This is a genomic window from Phenylobacterium sp. LH3H17, assembly GCF_024298925.1.
Taxonomy (GTDB): domain Bacteria; phylum Pseudomonadota; class Alphaproteobacteria; order Caulobacterales; family Caulobacteraceae; genus Phenylobacterium.
Genome location: NZ_CP101283.1, coordinates 1,376,249 through 1,399,885 on the forward strand (window position 1 = coordinate 1,376,249; position 23,637 = coordinate 1,399,885).

Sequence of the window (23,637 nt, forward strand, 5' to 3'; positions counted from 1 at the left end):
ACGCGGGGCCGTGCAACGAAGATCCCAGTTCTCCTCGCAAAGGAGGGGCGCACACTATTTCGGCTGACGCAGGGCCGTTTTGTCGCTGTAGGTGGAAAGGCGGTGTGTGTCCCTGCGTCCTACGTAGCCGCTAGAGATCCGCCCGCGCTGATCCGCCGTTGTTCGGCGAAGCGACAGCGCGGCGTCGCAGGGCTGTTCCCGCAAGGCCGAAGCCCACCACCATGAGCGCCCAGACTCCAGGCTCCGGGATCGCGCTAATCGCGCCGACCTGTGGTCCGATTTGCGACATCGCCGCGGCGCCGGCGGAGCCAGAGAGATTGGTGAACCGCGCGAGCACCTTCAGGTCGGCTGTATTGTCGCTGAGATTGGTGGAGTAGACGAGCCGCACCAGATCCAGCCCGGAGTTGAAGTAGAAGAAAAACCCCGCCCCATCCTCGGTCACGGCGCCTGCAATCAGGTTCGCCGCGAGACCCGCGGCCATCTGGTCGCCCGCCGTCACGGGGTCTGCGTCCAGGTCGCGCAAGACGACCAAGTTGAAGCCGTTCGGGATGTCGGCCGCCAGCCCGTTGAAGGGCAGGATCGGCGGCGTCACGTCGAACACCGCAGGATCGATCACGATGTTGTCGACGGCCGGATCGAAGACCAGAAACGGCTCGCCGCCCACGATCTGTCGGCCGGGCGTGGTCAAAGCGGTCGTTCCCGCGAAAGGATCTGTGTCGAACGTATGCGTCGCTGCGCTGGCGGCGCCGGCAAAGGCCATTGCGGCGGCGGCGACAAGGAACCGGGCGAGCGACATGACGTGCGCCTTCCACGAGGTTTTTGGCCCGTCAAACTACCACACTCAACGGGGGAGTACGAGCCGCGTCCAAGCGCTCTTCCTTCAGGCACCACGGATGGGCGACGATGGGCATCGCGTGATGTGGGACCGTATCGAGCAACGTGAGGGCGGCCCAAGCGTGAGTTGTAGGCGAGTACAATTGTGGACAAGGCCGCACTCGGCGTCTCCAAGTCACCGCATCCTCAGGCAACAACTTGTCGGGAACATTACGGGCGGGCGACCGACTTGAAGACTGGCGCTATTCAGTGCCAGCGAGCTACGGCGGCGGTCCCGTTCCAGGAGCGGCTGGCGGCGGGCGGGAGCGTCAGGTCGATCTGCGGCGATCCCGAGATGGCGGCCTGGACGGTGGTGCAGCGCTGGCTGCGGCTGGAGCCGGACTTCCGCGAGCGCTTCGTCGGCGCGCGGGAGGACGGGGGCAAGAGCTTCACCGTGCTGCTGCAGTCGTTCGATCGCCAGGGGCGCGAGGTGCATACCGAGCTGACGCCGGAGGTGAGGGCGCAGCGGGAGGCCCGCGCCGCGGCGTTCCGCGAACGCTATGCGGTGGAGAAGGCGGCGCTGCTGGCGGAGGGGCGGATCGGCTGCGACAGCCTGGCGTCCGAGCGGGCGCAGGCGGCGGTGGCGGCGGAGTTTGGGCCGGGGCCCTGGTGAGCCCGGCTCGCGGGCCGCGAAGTGTCGGGCGCCCGACGTTGGGTGCGCGAATTTCCGCTCATTTTCCGCCGGTTGGCGCGAACGATTCGCAAGAGGGGCGCCGGGTGGAACCGGGGCCCGGCCGGGGAATTGCCCCTCCAAACCCCAAATGGAGGCACCCATGCCCACGCCCGCTCTCGACGCCGTCGCCCTGCTGAAAGCCGATCACCGCAAGGTCGAAGACCTGTTCGCCCAGTTCGAAGCCGCCAAGGGCGACGGGAAGAAGAAGTCCATCGCCGAGCAGATCTGCATGGAGCTGACCATCCACGCCAAGATCGAGGAGGACATCTTCTATCCGGCCTGCGAGGGCAAGGTGGAGGAGGACCTGCTGAAGGAGGCCTATGTCGAGCACGACGGCGCCAAGGTGCTGATCGCCGAGATCGAGGCCGGTGGCCCGGACGACGAGTTCTACGAGGCCAAGGTCAAGGTGCTGTCCGAGCAGATCGAACACCACGTGAAGGAAGAAGAGCAGCGGGTCGAGGGGATGTTCGCCCAGGCCCGGAAGGCCGGCCTCGACATGGACGCCCTGGGCGAGCAGATGGCCGCCGAGAAGGCGCAGCTGTTGGCCCGCTACAAGGCAGGCGGCCTGGCGACGCCGCAGGCCTCGACGCTGAAGTCCACCACCATCGGGCAGCCCGCCGCCCACTAGCGGTTCCTGCCGCCGCCCGCACGGACCCTGGAGTCCGCGCGGGCGGGGCGAGCCGGGACGAAGGTCCTAGAAGCGCCGGGTCAGGCCGACCTGGACCACGGGGAAGTACTTGAAGTCCTTGGCGTCCTCGCGGGCCTGGGCCTCCTCGATGCGCAGCTGCGCCAGGAAGGTGGGGTCGCTGGCGAGCGCGCCGCCGGTGGCCGCCAGGTTGACCTTGGGCGCCTTGCTGAACGAGACGCCGGCCAGGGCGCGGAAGCCCCAGGCGCGATCGCCGACATAGGTGTTGTCGAAGCCGACTCCCAGGAAGGGCTGGAACTTGGACAGCTTGGCCTCGCCGTCGATGCGGCCGACCTGGGCGGGGGTGTAGGTCACCCCGCCGATCTCGACATTGGCGCTGGGCTGGGCCGAAAGCTCGATCTCGCGCTTGCCGAAATAGGCGCCGCCGGAGACGAAGAAGGCGCCGCCGCCGGGATGCAGGTCGGCGAACAGGCCGCCGGTGGTCAGCTTGGCCTTACCGTCGTAGGCGATGTCGGAATAGTCCTGGTTGCGGCTGATGCTCATGCCGTCCAGGGCGCCGCGCAGGACCACCAGGTCGCTGATCTGGGCCGTGGCCTGGACCCCGAGGCCGGGCGTGCCGAGGTTGACGCCGAGCGCCATGTTCTGGGCTGCCGCGCTGGTCGAGGCCATCGCGCAGGCGACGGCGAGGGTGGCGATGGACGTCTTCATGTTCTGGTTTCCCCGATTGTCATTGAACTAAGGCGGCGGCGCGCCCGGCGGGCGGCCGCGGAAGGTGAGGCGTGTCTGGATGAAGGGCCGGGGGCCGACCGTGGGGGTCGGCCCCGGCGTCTGTACGCGGTCGCGGACGCGGCGGCGCCCCCGCGCCGACGAGACCTGCCGCGAACTCCATGAAACACCCCCGGCGTCTTGCGGGCGACGAAGCCCGACCCCCGTTCGGGAAGCTAGGGCGCGCGCGGGCGGCGGGCCATTAGACCAGATGGCCTACCCTTGATAGTAAGGAGAGCCCACGGACTGTCGTGGGAATGGCGGGGGCGCTTGCGTGTTGGATCCGGCGTATCGGGACCAGGTGCTGATCAACGAGACGCGGACCGAGCTGAAGGGCAGTATCGTCGCCTGGATCGCCCTAGCCATCGGGACGGGGTTCCTGGCCTTCGAGTTCGCAGGGCGGGCCGAGCCGCTGGGCTATCACCTGTGGTTGGGCGGGATTTGCGCGTTTCTTGCGGGGTGGCTCGTGGCCTGGGTGAGGTTCACCCTGCGGCCGCCCGACGACCGCCAGATCCTGACGCGGTGGATCCCGGGCGCCAAGGTTGGCATGACCCTGTGCAACGCGGTGACCGCCGGCAGCGTCTGGGTGTTCATGCCGGCCGCCGAGCCCGAGATGCGGGCGCTGCTGGTGGTGCTCTACGCCTGGTTCCTGATCGTCGAGTTCGCCGCGGCCACGGAGGCGACCCAGGTGCTGGGCCGGGCGGTGGTCATGGTCCTGGGGTCGCTGATCGGCTGGCTGCTGGTGGCGCGGCCGCCGCACGCCCTGACCCTGGCCCTGTTCCTGGTGCTGTTCGGGGCGACCCTGATCGCCATCCGGCGCTTCGTGCGCCAGGCGGTGGTTCAGGCGACCCTGGCGCAGGCGGCGGCGGACGCCTCGCGCCGCGACCTGGCCGCGGCGCTGGTCAGCCTGGAGCGCGAACGCGACGCCAAGACCCAGTTCATCCGCGCCGCCTCGCACGACCTGCAACAGCCGCTGCAGGCCGCGGCCCTGTTCCTGGACCGGCTGAAGCCCGGGGGGCGGGCCGCCGACCAGGTCTCGTCCCTGGGCGGAGTGAGGCGCTCGCTCGGCGTGGCGCGCAACCTGGTCGACGCGATGCTGCACCATCTGAAGCTGGAGAGCGGGGCGATGAAGCCCGACCTGCTGCGCTTTCCGGCGGGGGAGCTGTTCGACCGGATCATGCTGACCCAGGGCCCGGCGGCGGCGGCCGAACAGATCCGCCTGTCGTTCGCCGGCCGCGGCGTCCTGCTCCACACAGATCCCCGGCTGCTGGCCCGGGCGGTGGAGAACCTGGTCGCCAACGCCATCCGCCATTCCGGCGGCCGACGGGTGGTGATCGGCGCCCGCGCGAGGGGCGATCACGTGACCATCTGGGTCGTCGACGACGGCCATGGCCTCGCGCCCGGGGACGAGGCGCGCATCTTCCGGCCCTTCGAGCAGGGCGGGCGCGTGGGCGCCGCCGGCGGCTTCGGGATGGGCCTGGCCTCCACCCTGGGGCTGGTGGGGCTGATCTCGGGGACCTGCGGCGTTCGGCCCGGCCTGACCCGGGGCGCGGCCTTCTACATCCGGCTGCCGGCGCGACCCGTCGCCGACGAGGTGAAATGCGCGGCCTGATCTGCGACGACCATCCGCTGATGCGCGAGGCCCTGGCCGCGGCGATGCGCGACCGGTGGCCCGACGTCTCGCTCACCGTGTGCGGCGATTATCCCAGCGCCTGGGCGGAGGCCGAGTCGCAGCCGGACTTCTGCCTGGTCGATCTGTCCATGCCCGGCGCCGAACCGATCGTCGGTCTGGAGGGCGTGAGGGTCCGGGCTCCGGGCGCGGTCATCTTCGTCGTCACCGGGATCGAGGACCCGGCCGTGCTCGAAGCGGTTCGGGCCTGCGGCGTCGCGGGGATCCACTCGAAGAACGCCGATCCGGAGCTGCTGATGGAGTCCATCCGCGCCGGGGCGCCCGGGCTGCAGGCGCTGGAGGCCAGGCGTCTCCCGCCGCGCCAGGGCCAGGTGCTGGCCCTGCTCGCCGAGGGCCTGACCAACAAGGAGATCGCGCTGCGCCTGGGTATCTCTCCGGCGACGGTGAAGATCCACATGGCCCGGCTGACCCGCTGGCTGGGCGCCGTCAATCGGACGGACGCCGTGGTTCGCGCCAAGACGGCGCGCATGATCTGAGCGGCTTGCGGGCCGCGACCTAGGTAGAAATACCTAGGGGACATTCCGGAATTTTTTGGCCCCCGGGCCGCGCGGCATGTTTGGAGCTCCAGCGTAAGGGAGCCTGAAATGTCTGGGGAAGACCTCTACTTGGCCATGGTGGTGGCCGCCTTCGGTTTGTTCGCGCTCGTCCTGTTCTCCGTCAGCATCTGGTCGCGGGGACCGCGCGCCTAGGCGCGACCTTCCCCGGCCTGACCCCAGGACGCACGGCGCGGGCGGCGGCGCAGGAAGGCGCCGGCCAGGCCGAAGCCTGTGATCATCATCGTCCAGGTCGCCGGCTCGGGGACGGCGGTGAAGGCGTCCACATTGGTGGCGTACTGGGCGATGGCGTAGCCCGCGGCCAGGCCCGCATCGTTGTCGAAGCCCCAGTGGATGCCGCCCCAGAGGCGGCTGTTGGCGGCGTCGGTGGCCGCGTCGTCATAGTTGCTCCAGCACCGGGTGGCGCCGCTGGCCGTGAGGCAGAACGGCGCGCCCGCGCCGAACGACGCCTTGAGGATGCCCGCCGCGGCGCCGGCCACGGCGCTGTGTCCCGACATGTAGGACGGGTGCGGCGGCGCGCCGATGAGCGAGGTCCAGGTCGGATCGGCTATGGTGGCCCCATTGCCGTCGAGGCCGCCGTTCTGGATCCCGGTGATCGGGCGCCAGAAGTCGTAATAGTATTTCGCGTCCCAGACGGAGATCACGGCGTCGGCCACGCTGGTGCTGAGGAGCGCCATGATGGAGGCGTTCTCCAGGGACGAGAGGCCCTTGGCCTCGGCCGCGTCGATGGCGGCGCGGAGCCAGGTCCCGGTGCCCGCCGCCCCGGCCCAGAACTGAGCGCTGGCGGTCTGGTCGGCGGTGCGCGTGAGGCTGCCCGCGGCGCCGATGTCCTTCACCAGGTTGAAAGCCGCGGCGTACTCCGCGCTGTCCAGGGCGGGCGGAGCAGGGGGCCGGTACTGGTCGACGGAGGTCAGGTGCCAGGGGTCGACATAGGCCCATTGCGGCACGGCGGCTGGGCCTCCGGTCAGGGCGTAGTCGCCGGGCAGGCCGGTGGGCGTGTAGGGCACCACGGCCGAGGAGCCGTCGGTGGCGCGGTTGGCGATGGTGGCGAGCGCGATCGCGGCGCCGGTGGCCATGCCCGCGGTCTTGGCCGGGCCGTCGGGAATCAGGGCCAGGCTGGCGGCCAGGGCGGCGTCGAAGTCGGCGACCTTGGCGGGGCTCAGATAGGCCAGGACGTCGCGCGCGGCGACGGAGGCGGCCGCGCGGGTGTCACCGCCTGAGGTGGGGATATTGCCGAGGTAGCTGAAGTTCGGCTTGCCGACCGTGGCGTTGACGGCGTCGTGGAGGGCCACGTCGACCATTGCGTAGCCGCGCGAGGTGACCGTGGGCGAGCCGGCGAGACCGGTGATCAGAACCTCGTTCCAGAACAGGACGGGATCGCCGGTGACCGGCACCGTCGCAGAGGCGGGGCCGCCAAACCCAAGACCGGAACCGATGACCGCGACCGCAGCGGCCGCATGCAGAATGGACCTCAACTCAGCCTCCCTGGAAACGCTTGAACCGCCTGCGAGCCGTCGAGCCCGCCGCGTGCTCTCAAGCCTTGGGAGAACGCCGTTAGGTGAAGCGTGAAAACAGGGTCAACGAATCGTTAAATCGTCTGATCTGGCGTGGCGGAGCCCGCCGCGCTGGCTCTGGGGGCAAAGTCGGCGCGGAGGCGGGCCTCGACCGCGCGCGCGATCTGATCCTGGACGACCAGGACATCCTCGAGGCGACCATCATGCCTCTGGACCCAGATCTGGACGCCGTCGCGGGTGCGGATGAGGCCGACATTGACGCGGAGCTCGTCGCCGGCGGTGCGGACGCTTCCGTCCAGCAGATAGGCCACGCCGAGCTTGCGGCCGATGGTCTGGGCGTCGTCTTGGCGGGTCGCGTAGCGGTCGGTGGAGGGCGGGCCCACGACCCGGAAGTGAGGGTTGCGCGCCAGCCGCCCAAGGATCTCCTCCGACAGTCCCGTGGCGAAGTGGCCGTCGCCGTGGGTCGACAGATTGGCGAACGGCAGGACGGCGATGGAGACGGGCGCGTCGGCTCCCCGGTCTCGCAGGGTCGCGCCAGTGGCCGCCAGGGCGCCGACCGCCAGGCCCACCAGCAGCGCGCGCCGCGGCGGACGCCACCGCGCCTTCTGCTCAGGCCCGGCGGCGTCGTCCGGCAGCCGGACGGGCGGGGCGTCGCGAACGGAAAGGTCCGGCGTCAGGTCCTGCGGATCGAACTCATGCAGGCGCGCGAGGAGCGCGCGGGCCTGGCGATGGTCGCCTCGGGCGAAGCCGGCGGCCGCAGCCTCCGCCATCAAGGCCATAAGGGCCTCCCGCTGGCGCGCGCGCTCAATCCTCAGCCAGTCGTCGAAGTCGGGATCGACGCCGTCGAGGCCTGCGAAGACCTGATCGTCGTGGTCGGGCAGGGCGGCCAAGAATCCGGCCAGATCACCGCTCCGCACGCGATCGTGCAGCTCATCGATGTCGGTGACCAGGGCGGCAGGATTGAGCACCAGGTGGTCGCGCTCGACGCTCAGCAGCCCGCGCGCGCCATGGGTGAAGGCTTTCAGCTCGAAGATCGCCTGGCGCAGGCTGGCGCGGGCCTGTTCCTCGGCGCGGTCGCCCCAGAGCAGCCCCGTCAGGCGCTCGCGGCCGATCGACCGGCCCGGGTGCATCGCCATATAGGCCAGCAGGGCGCGCGCCTTGCGACCGCTCGGCCGCACATCCTCGCCGCTCGCCACATCGCTGAGAGCGAAGGCGCCCCAGCATTGGAGCCGGGAGAGGGCGGCGGACCCCTCGGACCGTTCGGCGGCAACTGTCATGATCGACGCCACCCGCGTTTAGCTTGGCGTCACCAAAGTACAGGAAGATCGGCAATCGCACCATTCTCGGTAGGGCGTCGTGCGGTGTTAAGAAAACATCTTAACATTAGAGCTTGTTCGACGATATCTGCTGAACCGTTGCAGTAATAAGTGCGTTCGACTGCGGAAACATCATGGACGAGGCGTCGATTTTTCGGCGGGCGGCGCGATGGCGGGCCAGGGTTCTTGAGGAGTGCGCGGCAACGGACCGCCCGGACGGGGCTCCAGGCACGGTTAAGAGCTCGGCAAACAAGCTGACAGGGGCGTTCACCGGTCGTTCAAGGGCGGCACTCCAGCCTGGCCCGGATCAAGGGCGTAGAGGAGGAAGCGCCATGACGACTGCAACGCCTCGGCGGCGACCGTCCGTCTGGGCCTTGGGCCTGCTGCTGGTGACCAGCGGGTTCACTCTGATGTCTCTTGCGCTGGTCGCCATGGGCGTGCCCTAGGCGGCGCAATGTCGCCGGCGCCGACGACGCCGGGTCCGCGAGCCCTGGGCGCCGCGCCACCGCTTTTTCCCCTGGACTGACCCTAGGGCGGGGATGAACTTCTTTCCGTCGACGGACGGCGCGGGGACAGCGCCGCCGGCAGGAGAGGGACCATGCGGGCGTTCGATCTGGTGATCGTGGGCGGCGGGATCGGCGGGTCGGCCCTGGCGCTGACCATGGCGCGGGTCGGACGCTCGGTGCTGCTGCTGGAGCAGACCGAGGTCTATGAGGACAAGGTGCGCGGCGAGTGGATCGCGCCCTGGGGTGTGGACGAGGTCAAGCGCCTGGGGATCTACGACCTGCTGGTCGGGGCCGGCGGGCACCACATCACCCACCACGTCACCTATGACGAGACGCGCGACCCCGTGGCGGCCGAGGCCGAGCCCCTGCCGCTGTCGATCTTCCGCGAGGGTGTGCCGGGACCGCTGTGCCTGGGCCATCCTCACCACTGCCAGACCCTGTTCGACGCGGCGGGCGCGGCGGGCGCGGAGACCCGGCGCGGGGTGCGGGTGATCGAGGTCACGACGGGGGAGGCGCCCCGGGTGGCGTTCGAGCAGGACGGGACGCGGGAGGATGTCTCAGCGCGGCTGATCGTCGGGGCCGACGGCCGGACCTCGCAGGTGCGCGAGGCGGCCGGGATCGTGCTGCACCAGGACAAGCCGCACCACTGGTTCGCCGGGCTGCTGATCGAGGGGGCGGACGGCTGGCGGCCGGAGATGCAGGCCATCGGCACGGAGGGCGAATTCGGCTTCCTGGCCTTCCCGCAGGGGGGCGGCAAGGTGCGGGTCTATGGCGGCTATCCGCTGGACCAGGCGCAGAGGTTCAAGGGTCCCGGTGGGCCGCGGCGCTTCCTGGACGCCTTCGCCATGACCTGCAGCCCGGAGAACCGGCATCTGGTCGCCGGACGGCCGGCGGGACCGCTCTATTCCTATTTCAACGCCGACGCCTGGACCGACGCGCCCTATGCGGAGGGCGTGGTGCTGGTGGGCGACGCGGCGGGCTGGAACGACCCCATCCTCGGGCTGGGGCTGTCGATCACCTATCGCGACGTGCGGATCGTCAGCGACATCCTCAAGGCCGGCGACGACTGGAGCCCGGCGGCCTTCGCCAGCTACGGCGAGGAGCGGGCCGAGCGGATGCGGCGGCTGCGCTTCACCGCGAGCCTGCAGGCGACGATCGACATGGAGTTCGGCGAGACCGCGGCGGCGCGGCGGCTGAGCCTGTTCGAGCGGGCGGCCGCCGATCCCAGCCTGAAGCTGCATGCGGTGGCGGTGATGGCCGGGCCGGAGGCGGTTCCGGCCGAGATGTTCACGCCCGAGCACCGGGCGCGGGTCCTAGGGGAGGCGTGAGCTTGGATATCGAACTGTTCAACGCCCGCTGGCTGGCGGCCTGGACCGCCAAGGACGTGCCGGGCCTGGTGGAGTTCTACGCCGCCGACTGCGTCTACAAGGACCCGCAGACGGCCGACGGCCTGGTCGGGCGCGACGCCCTGGGCGGCTATCTGACCGGGCTGTTCGGGGCGACCCCGGCCATGACCTACACGCCCGACGAGGTGTGGCCGATCCCCGGCGGCTTCTGCGGGCGCTGGTACTGCGACATCGAAGGCGGAGCGCGGCTGCGCGGCTTCGACCTGGTGATCCTGAGGGACGGGCTGATCGCGCTCAACGAGGTCTATACGCACACGGTGAGCGCGTGAGCGTGCCCGACATCCGCCGGCCGGGCGAGATCGACGCGGCCTGGATGACCGCCATGCTGCAGCAGGCGGGGATCGACGCGGTGGTGCGGGGCCTGACCTCCAAGGGAGTCGGCACCGGGCAGATCGGCGACAGCGTGAGGTTCGTGCTGGACTATGAGCGCGGCGGCGAGGAGGCCCCGCGCTCAGTGGTGGGCAAGTTCCCGGCGGCCGACGACACCAGCCGGGCGACCGGGATCATGCTGGGCAACTACCTGCGCGAGGTGAACTTCTACCGGACCCTGGCGGCCAAGGCGCTGATCCACACGCCCAAGGCCTATATGGCGGAGACCAACGCCGACGGCGGCGAGTTCGTGCTGATCATGGAGGACTTGGCGCCGGCCGAGCAGGGCGACCAGCTGGCGGGCGTGACCCTGGACCAGGCGCGGCTGGTGATCGGCGAGGCGGCCAAGCTGCACGCCAGCCACTGGGGCGACGACGGGCTGGACGAGTTGCCCTGGGTCTCGGGCTCGAAGGCCGCGCCGCCCAGCGCGGCGACGCCGGAACTGGTCCAGGCCATGTGGCAGGGGTTCAAGGCGCGCTATGACGCGCGGCTCCAGCCGCACTGGGTGGAGGTGGGCGAGATGCTGGCGGGCAGCTTCGGGGCGGTGGGCGCGCTGCACGATGGGCCGCGCTGCCTGACCCACAACGACTTCCGACCAGACAACATGATGTTCGGTACGGCGGCCGGCGGCTATCTGGTGACCACGCTGGACTGGCAGTCCTTCGCCTATGGGGCGGGTGCGACGGACGTGGCCTACTTCCTGGCCGGCGCCCTGCCGGCCGACGTGCGACGCGACCACGAGGACGAGCTGCTGCGGCTCTATCACGCCCGGCTGGCCGCGCTGGGGGTCCGGGACTACGCCTTCGCCGACCTGAAGCGGCACTATGGGAGCGGCGCCTTCCTGCTTTTCTTCACCGCCTTCTTCGCGGCCATGGTGGTGGAGCAGACCCCGCGCGGCGACGAGATGTTCATGCGCATGCTCGGCGGGGCGGCCGACCACATCCTCGACCACCGGGCGCTGGAGGGATTGGGGTGAGGCACCCTAGATGCTCCCCCTCTGGGGGAGCTGTCACCGTAGGTGACTGAGGGGGACTTTGACTCGCTTTCGTGGGCTTCAACCCCCTCCGTCTCGTCGCGAAGAGGCGACGAGCCACCTCCCCCAAATCGCGCTGCGCGCTGGGGGAGGATTGGAGGTCCCAAACAAGTTGGGCCGCGGCGGTGAGAGGTCCCGCCGCGGCCCGTTTGTCAGCTTCGGATCAGAAGGTGAAGCTGAGTTTCGAGTAGTAGTAGCCGCCGTTGATGCCGAAGGGCGAGAAGGTCGGGTACTTGGTGACGTAGGCGTTGCTGTTGTTGCGGAAATAGTCGTCCCGCAGCTGGGCGTTGACCATGTCCGGATAGGTGTTGAACAGGTTGTTGGCGCCGACCGCCAGCTTCACCGAGTCGGTGAACTTGTAGGAGACTTCCAGGTCGGTGATGAAGGTCGCGTCGATCTCGGTCTTGTAATAGACCGCCCCGGTCCGCGAACGCAGGTTGGACGAGGGGCCGTAGAGAGCCTCGCGCAGGTTCACGGTGAGCTTGTCCCACGTCCACAGGCCGCCCAGCACGAAGCGGTACTTGGGCGAGGAGTCCTCCAGGTCGGAGAGCGCGGCCGCGTCGAACAGCGAGGCGCCGGCGAGCTGGGCGGGCGGCGCGGCGATCTTGGTGACCTTGGTCTCGTTGTAGTTGGCGGTCAGCGACCAGTTGATGGCCCCGTAGTCCGCCAGGTCGGAGGTGTAGGTGACCACCAGTTCGGCGCCGCGGGTGCGGGTGTCCAGGCCGTTGGTGAAGATGGTGATCCCGGTCTGGGTGACGGTGGGATCCAGCACATTGCCGTTGGCCAGGATGGCGGCCAGGACCGCCGGGATGTTCTTGGCCCCGCCGGAGCCGAACAGCGAGCCGGAGCCGACGATGCGGTCCTCCACCTCGATCTGGTAGGCGTCGAAGGTGGCGGTGACGCCGGCGCCGGGATGGGCGACGAAGCCGATGCTGAAGTTGGTCGATTTCTCCGGGTCCAGCCCGTCGATCCCCACCAGCTTGGCGGCCGGCGAATTGGGCGGGAGCTGGACGAAGGCGGCGGTCGGCGAGACGTTGGTGGCCGAATAGAAGGACTCCGCCAGGGTGGGCGCGCGGAAGCCGGTGCTGGCCGTGCCGCGAAGGGCGAACATCTCGTTGAAGTCGTAGCGAGCGGTGGCCTTGACCACGGTGGTGTCGCCGAAGTCGCTGAAATGCTCGTAGCGGACGGCGCCGTCGAGCTTCAGCGCCTCGATCGGGGAGACCGCGAGGTTGGCGTAGACCGCCCAGTTCTCGCGCTCGTACGAGCCGGCGTCGGTGAGCGCGAAGCCGGGATAGGACTGGGAGCCTTCCTTGTAGCGCGAGGCCTCGTCGCCCGGCTTGATCTGGTACTTGTCCTTCCGGTACTCGCCGCCGAGGGCGACGTTGAGCGGCGTGGCCATCCCGACCTCGTACCCACGCGCCACGTCCAGGGTGGTGGTCCACTGGCTGGCCATGAAGTCGCCGGCGTGGAAGTCGGTGGGCGAGAAGCCCTTGGTCGTGAGCGTCGAGGTGTCGATGTAGAGCGAGCGGTTCAGCGAGTTGAGCACGTCGATGGCCGCCTCGTCGCGGCCGTAGGTGGTCGACAGATCCCAGTTCCAGTCGGCGACCTTGCCCTTGATCCCGAGGCTGGCGGCGTAGTCGGTCTCGCGGATCGCTTCCTTGGGGCTGAAGCCGAATGGACGGGCCACGGTCCCATCCTTGCCGACGATCAGGCCGGGGACGCGGTAGTTCTCATAGGCCGCGCCGTACTTCGTGCCGTAAGTGCCGAAGCTGTAGACCTCGGTGTCGGGGCCGATCTCGTAGCCGGAATTGTAGGAAAAGACGTTCAGTCGATACTCCGCGTCGCCGGTGATGCGGTTCATGTACGGGTAGTCCGGGTGGCCCGCGATCTGCGGGTAGCGCGACAGGCGCGAGCTGGAGGCGGTGTTGTAGGGGGTGTCGATGGTCCGCGGGTCGACGTCGCCGCGGAAGGTGTGATCGTGCCAACGGCTCTCGAGGGTCATGTTCAGATAGGCGCCCTCGATGGGCGAGAGGCCGATATTGGCGGTGATGTCGCCGGTCAGGCCGCCGCCGTCGAAATACTTGCCGCCCGAGATCACCACCGAACCGCCCTCGGTCTGGTCCTTCAGGATGATGTTGATGACCCCGGCGATGGCGTCGGTGCCGTACTGGGCCGCGGCCCCGTCCTGCAGCACCTCGATGTGGCTGACCGAGCCCAGGGGGATGAAGTTGAGGTCGGCGGTGGCGCCGCCCTGGAACGGACCGCCCAGGACCGCCAGGTTGGAGGTGCCGTGCCGGCGCTTGCCGTTGATCAGCACCAGGGCGTGGTTGGGGCTGAGGCCGCGGAGCTTGGCCGAAAGCGTCAGGTTGGCCGTGTCGCCGCCGAACGCCTGGGCGTTGAAGGACGGCACGTTCTGGGCGATGGCCTGGATGAGGTCGTTCTGGGCGACGCGGGCCAGGGCCGTCTCGTCCAGCACCTGGATCGGGGCCGGACTATCGACCGCCCGCAGGCCGGTCATGCGCGTGCCGGTGACGATGAGGACGTCGAGTTCGTCCGCCGCCTCGTCGGTCGTCTGCGCCACGGCGGCGCCGGCCATTCCACAAGCGAGCGCAAGCGCGCTGACCCCGGCAAATACAGATTTCATTTAGGACCCCTCTTGTTCTGTTGTCAGGCCCTTCGGAACGCTTCCTCCACCCGTAGTCGCGGGCACACAGGCCCGTCTTCTCTTTGCGAGGCGTCGCCATACGCTCTCGCTCTCCAGTATTTCGAAGTGCGACGCCCCCGCGTGACCGGCCGCACCGAGATATCGAATCTCGGCGTCTGCGCCCGCCGCGCCCTATGTGAGTAACAGGACCACGCCCCGGCCCATCGGTGTCAACGGTATTAGTGGTCAGGACTCCGCCATGCGCGGAAATCGGACAATCGACGAAGATCGTGTAGATTTTAGAAGCAAAGATGTTCGGAAACAGCTTGCGACAATCGGGAGTTGCACGATTTGGCAGGTGTATACTAAACTGACAGCAGTGTCAGTTTGTCAGATAATTGATCAGGTACGCTCGTTATTTGCACTGGAGGCGGCGTTCCTGTGCGGAATCCCGGCGCCTCGCTTGCCAAGGGCGGGCGAGCCGCCCGCTTCTGAGCCCGCCGCACGTCCAGCGGCGCGGGCAGTCAGCGGAGCGTGAAATGGGGATCAGCCGCCGGAGTTTCTTGCATCGGGTCGGCGCCACAGGAGGCTATGGCGCGGCCTATACGGCGATGATGGCCCTGGGCCTGCTGCCCACCGCCGCGGCCAGCCAGGTCCCGGTGATGGCGGCCGACCTGGGAGCGGGCAAGAGCGTGGTGATCCTCGGCGGCGGCATCGCCGGCCTGGTCAACGCCTATGAGCTGGAGCGGGCGGGGTTCGCGGTGACGCTGCTGGAGGCGCGCGACCGCCTGGGCGGCCGCAACTGGACCCTGCGCAACGGCTCGAAGATCGAGATGGTGGGCGAGCCCGACCAGACGGTGAGCTTCTCCGAGGGCGTCTACATGAACGCCGGCCCCGCCCGTCTGCCCAGCCACCACGAGGGGGTGCTGGGCTACTGCCGCAAGCTGGGCGTCGAACTGGAGGTCGAGGTCAATTCGAGCCGCAGCGCCTATTTCTGGCCCCAGGGCTCCGACGCCAAGCCGATCCGCATGCGTCAGGGGGTGAACGACACCCGCGGCCACATCGCCGAACTGCTGGCCAAGGCGGTCAGCAAGGGCGCGCTGGACCAGGAGCTGAGCCTCGCCGACAAGGAAAAGCTGCTACCGTTCCTGAAGACCTATGGCGACCTGGACGAGGGAATGACCTTCAAGGGAACCGAGCGCTCGGGCTTCGTGCAGGTCCCAGGCGCCGACGCCCAGTACGGCACGCACGGCGCGCCCCTGCCGCTGTCGGACCTGCTGTCCAACGAGCAGCTCCGCTCGACGCTGTTCGAGGACCAGATCTACATGCAGGCCACCATGTTCCAGCCGGTGGGGGGCATGGACCAGATCGCCGTCGGGTTCGAGCGGGCGATCAAGAGCCCGGTGATCAAGAACGCCGAGGTGCTGGAGATCCGCGACACGCGTGGCGGGGTGGCGGTGGCCTATCGCGACCGGTTGAGCGGGACGCGGCAGGTGGTGTCGGCCGACTTCGCCATCGTCACCATCCCGCTGAACGTGCTGGCCAGGATCGACACCAATTTCGCGCCCGACATCAAGGCGGCGATCGCCAGCGTGCCCGGCGACTATTCCAACAAGATCGGCTTCGAGGCCCCCCGGTTCTGGGAGAAGGAGCAGATCTACGGCGGCATCTCCTTCGTTGGCGGGGAGACCAACCTGGTCTGGTATCCGTCCAACGGCCTGCATACCGAGCGCGGCATGCTGCTGGCCTGCTACGGCTCGGGTCCCCGAGCCAAGGCCTTCGCCACCAAGCCGCTGAGCGACCAGATCGCCGTGGCCAAGGGCGTGATCGCCGGGCTGCATCCCGGCCACGAGGCGGAGCTGGAGAAACCGGTGGTGGTCAACTGGAGCAAGATACCGTTCAATCTGGGACCGTGGCCGGCATATGGCGGCCGCGGGGGGCAGGAGGGGCGTAACGAAGACCCCGCCTATGTCCTCCTCAACAAGGAGCCCAAGGGCCGCGTCTATTTTTCCGGCGCCCATCTCAGCCAGATGCCTGGCTGGCAGGAGGGCGCCGTGCTTTCCGCCCACCGGACCATCGGCTTCATCGCCAACCGGGTGGGACAAAGCATAGCCGTGACGCCCAAGTCCAAGACGCCCGCCGCGGCCGCGGCCTGACCCATCGACCGGAGACATCCATGCGCAAGACCTTCATCCCGGCCCTGATCGCCGGCCTCGCCCTGGCGGGCCTCGCCGCCCCGGCCCTGGCGCAGAACACCCACATCGGGGCGCCGACCTCGGCGATCTCCTCGGCCGTGCTGGTCCCGGCCGGTTCCGAGACCCTCTATGTCAGCGGCATCACCCCGCCGGTGCTCAACGAGGGCGCGCCCGCCGGCACGCCGCCGGAGTTCGGCGACACCAAGACCCAGGTGGCCGGCATCCTGAAGCGCATCGACGGCATCCTGAAGGCCCAGGGCTACTCGTTCGGCGACGTGGTGATGATGCGGGTGTTCCTGGTCGGCGACCCGGCCAAGGGCGGCAAGATGGATTTCGCGGGGATGATGGAATCCTACAAGGAGTCCTTCGGCACGGCGACCCAGCCGAACAGGCCGGCGCGGATCACCATGCAGATCTCCGGCCTGGTGGCGCCGGGCATGCTGGCCGAGATCGAGGTCCAGGCGGCGCGCGCGAAGAAGTAGGCCGCGAGCGCCTGAGCGGGGCGGTCCGGTCCGGGGGGGCGGGGCCGCCCTTTCGATTCGGAAGGGCGAGCGACCCTGTCTAAAGCTCCAGCACCGATGGGGGCTTGGCCGGGGGCTTCGGGCGGGCGGGGGCGCGGCGGACCAGGCGGGCGACGCGGGCCAGGACCTGGTCGTCGTTGAACGGCTTGGAGAGGAAGTCGCGGGCGCCCAGCCTGATGGCGGTCTGCACGTCGTCGGCCTGGTTGCGGGCGGTCAGAACCATGACCGGCACGCGGAGAATCTGGCCGTTTTCCCTCATCTTGCGCAGCACGTCGAAGCCATCGAGGCGGGGCATGTTGATGTCGAGGATCATGGCGTTGGGCCGCACCTCGTTGAGCCGGGCCAAGCCCTCGTAGCCGTCCCGAGCGTAGAAGGTCTGGTAACCGGCGAGCTGCAGACGGGTGGTGATCAGCTCCAGCACCATGGGCTCGTCCTCGACCACCAGGATGCGGTGGCGCGAGGGGTCAGGCGACCCTTGCATCGGCGACCTCCAGGTCTTCGTGGTCCCAGTGGACGGCGCGGGCGACGGCCGCCACTAGGGCGCCGGCCTCCAGCGGTTTGGACACCACATCGTCGAAGCCATGGGCCGCGAAATGCTCCAGGCCGGCGTCGGCGGAGAAGGCGAGGATCGGCACGTCCTGATTGGGACCCGGCTCCTCGCGGATGCGCGCCAGGGTGGCCGGACCGTCGAGGCCGGGCATGCGGATATCCAGCAGGATGACGTCGTAGGGCAGGGCCTGGGCCGCCTCGACGGCGGCGAGGCCGTCGGCCGCCTCAGACACCTCGGCGCCCATCTGTCCGAGGATCGCGCGGGCGAGTTCGCGGTTCATCGGATTGTCGTCGACGACCAGGACCCGCACCCCGTCGAGCGATGTCGCGGCGGCGGTGTCACGGTCCGGCCGTCCGACGGCCGCCGCGCGCGGGGCGTGGAGGCTGAAGAAGAAGCACGATCCCTCTCCCGGGATGGAGCTGACGCCGATTTCGCCGCCCATGGCCTCGACCAGACCCTTGCAGATCGCCAGGCCAAGGCCGGTGCCGCCGTGGCGGCGGGTCGAGGAGGCGTCGACCTGGGAAAAGCGCTGGAAGAGCTTGTGCTGCTCGGCGTCGCCTAGGCCCGGCCCGGTGTCCTCGATGCGGACCGAGAGCTGCTGGGCGTCGTCGTCGTAGGCGGCGGCCAGCCGCACGCCGCCGGTCTCGGTGAATTTGACGGCGTTGCCGATCAGGTTCAGCAGGACCTGGCGCAAGCGGTCGGGGTCGATCTGAACGCAGTCGGGCAGGTTGCCTTCCGCGAACCGCAGCGCAAGGCCCTTGGCGTCGGCCTGGGGCGAGAACAGCAGCAGGGATTGGCGAAGCACCTCGGCCGGATCCACGGGACGCGAAGCGATCTCGACCTGCCCGGCCTCCAGCTTGGAGAAGTCGAGGATGTCGTTGACGATGGAGAGCAGGGCCTGGCTCGCGCCGGCGATCCGCTGAACGTGCGTGGCGGCGGCGGCCTCGAGGTCGTCGCGGCTGGAAAGAAGCTTGGTGAAGCCAAGGATGGCGGTGAGCGGCGTCCGGATCTCGTGGCTCATATTGGCCATGAAGTCGGACTTCGCCGCGGCCCCGGCCTCGGCGGCGTCGCGGGCGGCGCGCAGTTCGGCGTCCTGGAGCACGCGGGCGCTGACGTCGCGGGTCACCGCCACCACGACCCGCCCGCCCTCGATCTCGGCGAGCCGGGCGTGAACCTCGACCCAGACGTAGCTCCCGTCCTTGCGCCGCATCCGCGTGAGCAGCTCGACGGGAACGCCCTCGGGCGCCGCGATCAAGCGCGCGCGCGTATGCAGCAGGGCGGCATGTTCCTCGGGCGGCGTGAGGTCGAGCATGGTCGTGCCGATCAGCTCGTCGGCGGGATAACCCAGCATCTGGAGCGACGACGGCGACATGTAGAGGCAGCGTCCGTCAGCGCCCTGCAAACTGATCATGTCGCTGGCGTTTTCGGCGAGCAGGCGATAGCGGGCCTCGGCCTCGGCGAGGGCGGATTCGCCCGCCCGGCGGGCGCTGATGTCGTGCATCAGGGCGGTGATCTCCCACCCCGCCTGGCCGGCGATGGCGCTGGCCGCCAGTTCGATGGAGAATTCCTCGCCGGTCTTGCGCAGGGCGGTCAGTTCGAGACGCTGATCGAGGATCGTGCCGTCGCTGCGGCCGAGAAAGCCCGCCAGCCGCTCCCGGAGCGCGGGATGGTCGCGGGGCGGAATGATTAGGGCTGCGATGGAGTTGCCGAGCGCCTCGGCGGCCGTCCAGCCGAAGATGATCTCCGCGTGACGGTTCCAGCCGATGACCAGGCCGGTCTGGTCGAACGACACGATCGCCTCGTTGGCGTTGTCGATGACATTGCGCATCCGCGTCTTGCTGGCTCGCAGCGAGGCTTCCAGTGTGCGGGTGGCGGTGATGTCCCAGTTGACGCCCACCACGGAGACGGGCGCGCCGTCGGGGCCGCGGACCATTCTGGCGCGCGCGCGCAGGTGGCGAATGGCGCCGCCACGGGCGATGATGCGGAAATCGGTGTCGAAGTCGGCCTCGCCGGCCAACGCCGCGCGGCGCTCGCTCAGCACGCGCTCGCGGTCGTCCGGGTGCAGCGCGGCCTCGAACAGGGCGTAGGATGGAGGGGCTTCGTCCGCGGGCCAACCGTAGAGTTCGTACATCCGGGCGTCCCACACCAGGGCGCCGGCGACCATGTCCCATTCCCAGATGCCGACCTCGGCGGCGTCGATGGCCAGGGCCATCCGATCGGCCTGGCGCCGCTCGCGGGCATGGGCCTGTTCGAGGGCCAGTTCGGCGCGCTTGCGCTCGGTCACATTGCGCAAGGCGTTGAGGATCTCGATGGGTCGGCCGACCTCGTCGCGGATGAGCTGCGGATTGCCCTCCAGCCAGATCCATTGGCCGTCCTTGGCGCGATAGCGGATCACCCTGTCGCCGGCGCGGTCGATGGGCTCACCGCTGAAGAGCGCTGCGTTGTTCGCCGCGAAGCGGGCCTGATCGTCGGGGTGCACCAGCGGAGCGAAGGGACGGCCGATCAGGTCCTCGGGGCTGTAGCCCAGGGCGCGACATGATGGCGAGACATAGAGCAGCGCACCGTCCATGCCCGCGCGTACGATGATGTCGGTGGTGTGTTCCGCCAGGAGCCAATACAGCGCTTCTGCGCTGTTCGCCGGATGGGCACGGTCGGTGGCGTTCGGCAAGGCCTGGTCTCTCGCGTGAGCCCATGGATGGTGGGCGCCCAGGCCTCAGTTTCGCCCGCAGACCTTCAAAATACGTGAACCGGAGCGCGGCGGGATGCGACGGCGCGACGCCTCAGGCGACCCGCGTATCGTCGTTTTGCCCGGCCTCGCCATCCCACCGGAGCGCCGCGGCGATGGCGGTGATCAGGGTCATCGGGTCGATCGGCTTGGCGACGACGCCGTCGAAGCCGAGCCGCGTGAAGCGTTCCAGTTCGGCGTCGGCGGAGAAGGCGAGGACGGGGACATCCTGGTTCGGCCCCGGCTCGGCGCGGATGCGGGCCAGCGTCGCCGGGCCGTCGAGCCCGGGCATGCGGATGTCCAGCAGGATGACGTCGTAGGGCAGGGCCTGGGCCGCCTGGAGGCCGGCCAGGCCGTCGGCGGCGTCGGAGACCTCGGCGTTCAGGTGCTGCAGGATGGCGCGGGCCAGTTCGCGGTTGAGCGCGTTGTCATCGACCACCAGGACGCGGACGCCGTCGAGCGAGAAGGCCTCGGTATCGGCCTCGCCGGGCTCGATAGCGGCCACGGCCTCGGGGGCGTCGATGCTGAAGAAGAAGGTCGAACCGCGGCCGGGCCGCGAGCGGACGCCGATCTCGCCGCCCATGGCCTCCACGAGGCCCTTGCAGATGGCCAGGCCCAGGCCGGTGCCCCCATGGCGGCGAGTGGACGAGGCGTCGACCTGGGAGAAGCGCTGGAAGAGGTGGCGGCGCTGGCCGACGGTGAGGCCGGCGCCGGTGTCCTCGACGCTGACATGAAGACGGGCGGCCTCGTAGCGGAGGCGCAGGCGGACCGAGCCGCGCTCGGTGAACTTGATGGCGTTGCCCACCAGGTTGAGCAGGATCTGCCGGAAGCGGTCGGGATCGAGGGCGACGGCGGCCGGGGGTTCGCCCTCGGCGACGAACTCCAGGACCAGGCCCTTGGCGTCGGCCTGGGGCTCGAACATCAGCAGGGCGGCGCGGGCGCATTCGATCGGGGAGGTCGGCCTGGGCACGATCTCGTACTGGCCCGCCTCCAGCTTGGAGAAGTCCAGGATGTCGTTGACGATGGAGAGCAGGGCGCGGCTGGCCGAGACCACCCGCTGGACCTGGGTGCGCGCGTCGTCGTCCAGGTCCTGGCGCTCGGCGAGCAGGCCCGTGAAGCCGATCACCGCGGTGAGCGGCGTGCGGATCTCGTGGCTCATATTGGCGAGGAATTCCGACTTCACCGCCGTGGCCGCCTCGGCGGCGACGGTGGCCTGGGCCAGGGCCTCTTCCTGAGCGACCTGGGCGGTGACGTCGCGGATCACGTCGACGAAGAAGCCGTATTCGGAGTCCAGCCCGGAGCCGAGCAGGGCGGGGTTGGACTCCAGCCAGACCCAGCGGCCGTCCGACTTGTGCTTGCCCCGCCAGCGCACGCGCTGGCCGGTGACGCCATTGGCCAGATCGGTGAAGGTCTGGGTCACCTGCGCCATGTCGTCGGGGTGGGTGAAGTCGACCGTCCGTCTGCCGAGCAATTCCTCGGGCGGGTGGCCGGTGACCTCGAGGCATGAAGGGGTGACGAAGGTCATCCTGCCGGTGACGTCGGTGGTGACGATCATGTCGGTGCTGTTTTCGGCGATCAGGCGATAGCGCGCGGTGCTTTCGTGGACCGCCGCCTCCGCCCGCTTCAGATGGGTGATGTCCATCAGAACGCCGAAGGCGCTCCGCGTCCGGCCATTCTCCAGGGTGAAGCGTCCACGCGACAGGATGTGGCGGATCTCGCCGCTCGGCAGGACGATGCGGTAGTCGTCGTTGAACTCCTCGCCGCTGACCATGGCCGCGTGGAATATCTCGGTGGCGCGGTCGCGGTCGTCCGGATGCCGCAGCTCCTGGATTCGCTCGAAGCTGAGCGCCTCGTCGCCGGGCTCGATGTCGAGAACGCGCCAGATCTCGTCGGACCAGACGGTCTCCCCGGTGGCGAGGTCCCAGGTCCAGTAGCCCAGCTTGGCGATCGCCTCGGCCGCCCTCATCAGCTTGTTGGCCGTCAGGGCGACGGACTGGACGGCCTCCAGGTCCAGCGTCTTCTGCTCGAGCGTCGCCATCGCCGCCCGCCGTTCGGAGATGTCGCGCAGCTGGGACACCACGGCCATGGGCGCCCCGGCGTCATCCCGGATGAGGCTGGAACTCCCCTCGACCCATGCGTAGTCACCATCGGCGGTGCGGATGCGGTAGCTGCGGTCGGCCGCAGCCTCGACCGGGGAGCCGGCCACCATGAGGCCGATATTGGCCGCAACCTTCGGGACGTCGTCCGGGTGGATGAAGAGCGCGCCCGACTGGCCGACCATCTTGTCGGGCGCGTGGCCGTAGCGGCGGACCGAGGGCGAGACGTACTGGATGACGTTGGCGAGGTCGATCTTCACCACCACGTCGGTGGCCGCCTCGGCGAGCAACCTGTAGCGGTCCTCGGCCTGGCGGTAGGCGGTCTGGTCCTGGACCTGGGCGACGAAATACTTCGGCCGGCCGTCGGTCTCCAGCACCAGCGACACAGAGAGCCGCACCCAGACGATACCGCCGTCGGCCCGCAGGTAGCGCTTGTCCATCTGGTAGCCGGGGATCTCGCCGGCCAGCAGGCGTTCCAGCAGGTCGAGGTCGGCCTCGAGATCGTCCGGATGGGTGATGGTCTGGAAGTCGAGCCCCAGCATCGCCGGCTCGGCGTAACCGACGATGTCGCAGAAGGCGCTGTTGATCTTCAGGAAGCTTCCGTCGAGGCCGACCAGGGCCATGCCGATCGCCGCGTGGCGGAAGGCGTTCTCGAACAGCGCCTCCTGGGCCTTACGCTCGGTGACGTCACGGAACACATTGAGGATCTCGACGGCGTCGCCCTCGGCGTCGCGGATGATCCGCGGCCGGCCCTCCAGCCAGACCCACTCGCCGGCCTTGGTGCGGAAACGATGCACCCGATCGGCGTTCTGGTCGATGACGCCGCCGGCGAGCAGCGGCGCGCTGTTGGCCGTGAAGCGTGTGAGGTCCTCGGGATGAACATACTCGAAGGGCGCATGGCCGATCAACTCGCCAGGCTCGTAGCCGTAGGCCCGGCAGGACGGCGAGACGTACCGCACGATGCCGGTGGTGTCGGTGCGGACGATGATGTCGGTGGTGTTCTCCGCCATCAGCCGGAAGCGCGCCTCGTCGGCGGCGACAGCCTCGAAGGCGGCCTGGAACTCGGTGATGTCGCGGCAGACCGCGGCGAGGCGGCAGGGCGCGCCGGATGCGTCGTGAACCGCGGACATGATGACGTCCCACCAGCGGAGCCCGCCGTCGGCGGCCGGGCGGCTGGCCCGGAAACGGGCGGTGGGGCCAGTGCGGGCCCGGGCGACCGCGGCGCGGATCCGCGCCCGCATGTCGGCGGGCCAGAGGGCGGCCCATTCGCAGCCCGCCACGCGCGACAGATCGGCGATCTCCAACAGACGCAGCCCGCTGTCGTTCATGGACTCCAGCGCGCCGCAGAGGGTGAGGGTGGTGATGGCGTCGGGGCTGGACTGGATCAGGGTCTGGCAAAGCCCGGGCGAGGCGATCAGGCCATCCGCGGGTTCCGAGGTCGTCGTCAAGGTACTGTCCTGCGCTCAAATCCGGGACGCTGCGCGCCGGATGTCGAGGGTGACTCCAGGGGCTTCTGAAATGATGAACGGGCCTGCGGCCCGCTGCCGCACCCACAGGCTGC

The 23,637-nt window shown here is 69.3% G+C and carries 17 protein-coding genes; 9 read left to right on the plus strand and 8 right to left on the minus strand.

Annotation, left to right across the window (positions count from 1 at the left end; all coding sequences use genetic code 11):
* Positions 1–130 precede the first annotated feature (130 nt).
* On the minus strand, positions 131–796 hold the full coding sequence (locus M9M90_RS06690) for a PEPxxWA-CTERM sorting domain-containing protein (RefSeq protein WP_254836387.1): 666 nt from the start codon (positions 794–796) through the stop codon (positions 131–133).
* Positions 797–1,063: 267 nt separating this feature from the next.
* Here M9M90_RS06690 and M9M90_RS06695 point away from each other — a divergent pair, with 267 nt between their 5' ends.
* The gene (locus M9M90_RS06695; protein ID WP_254836388.1) at positions 1,064–1,486 is read left to right on the plus strand and encodes a hypothetical protein; all 423 of its coding nucleotides are present in this window, start codon (positions 1,064–1,066) and stop codon (positions 1,484–1,486) included.
* Between the two features lie 160 nt (positions 1,487–1,646).
* The gene (locus tag M9M90_RS06700) at positions 1,647–2,174 is read left to right on the plus strand and encodes a hemerythrin domain-containing protein (protein WP_254836389.1); all 528 of its coding nucleotides are present in this window, start codon (positions 1,647–1,649) and stop codon (positions 2,172–2,174) included.
* Positions 2,175–2,240: 66 nt separating this feature from the next.
* Here the strand turns inward: M9M90_RS06700 and M9M90_RS06705 are convergent, their stop codons facing one another.
* The gene (locus M9M90_RS06705) at positions 2,241–2,900 is read right to left on the minus strand and encodes a hypothetical protein (RefSeq protein ID WP_254836390.1); all 660 of its coding nucleotides are present in this window, start codon (positions 2,898–2,900) and stop codon (positions 2,241–2,243) included.
* A gap of 331 nt (positions 2,901–3,231) precedes the next feature.
* Between M9M90_RS06705 and M9M90_RS06710 the strand changes: the two genes are divergently transcribed.
* Both M9M90_RS06710 and M9M90_RS06715 read left to right on the plus strand, forming a co-directional pair.
* Positions 3,232–4,569 (plus strand): sensor histidine kinase KdpD, encoded by a 1,338-nt coding sequence (locus tag M9M90_RS06710; protein ID WP_254836391.1) that lies wholly within the window; start codon positions 3,232–3,234, stop codon positions 4,567–4,569.
* Positions 4,557–5,123, plus strand: coding sequence for a response regulator transcription factor (locus M9M90_RS06715; RefSeq protein ID WP_254836392.1), 567 nt, complete (start codon positions 4,557–4,559; stop codon positions 5,121–5,123). Before M9M90_RS06710 ends, M9M90_RS06715 begins: the two co-directional genes overlap by 13 nt.
* A gap of 209 nt (positions 5,124–5,332) precedes the next feature.
* Here the strand turns inward: M9M90_RS06715 and M9M90_RS06720 are convergent, their stop codons facing one another.
* On the minus strand, positions 5,333–6,676 hold the full coding sequence (locus M9M90_RS06720; RefSeq protein WP_254836393.1) for a PEPxxWA-CTERM sorting domain-containing protein: 1,344 nt from the start codon (positions 6,674–6,676) through the stop codon (positions 5,333–5,335).
* 113 nt (positions 6,677–6,789) lie between these two features.
* Positions 6,790–7,992 carry a hypothetical protein gene (locus tag M9M90_RS06725; protein WP_254836394.1) on the minus strand — a complete coding sequence of 401 codons (1,203 nt, stop codon included), beginning with the start codon at positions 7,990–7,992 and terminating at the stop codon, positions 6,790–6,792.
* A gap of 637 nt (positions 7,993–8,629) precedes the next feature.
* On the opposite strand from M9M90_RS06725, the gene M9M90_RS06730 reads away from it, so the two are divergent.
* Genes M9M90_RS06730 through M9M90_RS06740 form a run of 3 tightly spaced genes read left to right on the plus strand, consistent with a single transcriptional unit; the run spans position 8,630 to position 11,288 of the window.
* On the plus strand, positions 8,630–9,865 hold the full coding sequence (locus M9M90_RS06730; RefSeq protein WP_254836395.1) for an NAD(P)/FAD-dependent oxidoreductase: 1,236 nt from the start codon (positions 8,630–8,632) through the stop codon (positions 9,863–9,865).
* A 2-nt stretch (positions 9,866–9,867) separates the two neighbouring features.
* Positions 9,868–10,212, plus strand: coding sequence for a nuclear transport factor 2 family protein (locus tag M9M90_RS06735; protein ID WP_254836396.1), 345 nt, complete (start codon positions 9,868–9,870; stop codon positions 10,210–10,212).
* A complete protein-coding gene (locus M9M90_RS06740) occupies positions 10,209–11,288 on the plus strand; it encodes an ecdysteroid 22-kinase family protein (RefSeq protein ID WP_254836397.1) in 1,080 nt (359 codons plus the stop codon). Before M9M90_RS06735 ends, M9M90_RS06740 begins: the two co-directional genes overlap by 4 nt.
* Before the next feature lie 220 nt (positions 11,289–11,508).
* Here M9M90_RS06740 and M9M90_RS06745 read toward each other — a convergent pair whose 3' ends face one another.
* Complete coding sequence (locus tag M9M90_RS06745) at positions 11,509–13,989, minus strand: TonB-dependent siderophore receptor (RefSeq protein WP_254836398.1); 2,481 nt, start codon at positions 13,987–13,989, stop codon at positions 11,509–11,511.
* 563 nt (positions 13,990–14,552) lie between these two features.
* On the opposite strand from M9M90_RS06745, the gene M9M90_RS06750 reads away from it, so the two are divergent.
* Together M9M90_RS06750 and M9M90_RS06755 are read left to right on the plus strand one after the other, a co-directional pair.
* Complete coding sequence (locus tag M9M90_RS06750; RefSeq protein ID WP_305885139.1) at positions 14,553–16,145, plus strand: FAD-dependent oxidoreductase; 1,593 nt, start codon at positions 14,553–14,555, stop codon at positions 16,143–16,145.
* A 20-nt stretch (positions 16,146–16,165) separates the two neighbouring features.
* Positions 16,166–16,666 (plus strand): RidA family protein, encoded by a 501-nt coding sequence (locus M9M90_RS06755; RefSeq protein WP_254836399.1) that lies wholly within the window; start codon positions 16,166–16,168, stop codon positions 16,664–16,666.
* A gap of 79 nt (positions 16,667–16,745) precedes the next feature.
* Here M9M90_RS06755 and M9M90_RS06760 read toward each other — a convergent pair whose 3' ends face one another.
* From M9M90_RS06760 to M9M90_RS06770, 3 genes are all read right to left on the minus strand, one after another.
* On the minus strand, positions 16,746–17,186 hold the full coding sequence (locus M9M90_RS06760) for a response regulator transcription factor (RefSeq protein ID WP_254836400.1): 441 nt from the start codon (positions 17,184–17,186) through the stop codon (positions 16,746–16,748).
* On the minus strand, positions 17,170–19,923 hold the full coding sequence (locus tag M9M90_RS06765) for a PAS domain S-box protein (protein WP_254836401.1): 2,754 nt from the start codon (positions 19,921–19,923) through the stop codon (positions 17,170–17,172). Before M9M90_RS06765 ends, M9M90_RS06760 begins: the two co-directional genes overlap by 17 nt.
* A 112-nt stretch (positions 19,924–20,035) precedes the next feature.
* Positions 20,036–23,524, minus strand: a complete 3,489-nt coding sequence (locus M9M90_RS06770; RefSeq protein ID WP_254836402.1) for a PAS domain S-box protein — start codon at positions 23,522–23,524, stop codon at positions 20,036–20,038.
* Between the last annotated feature and the right edge of the window lie 113 nt (positions 23,525–23,637).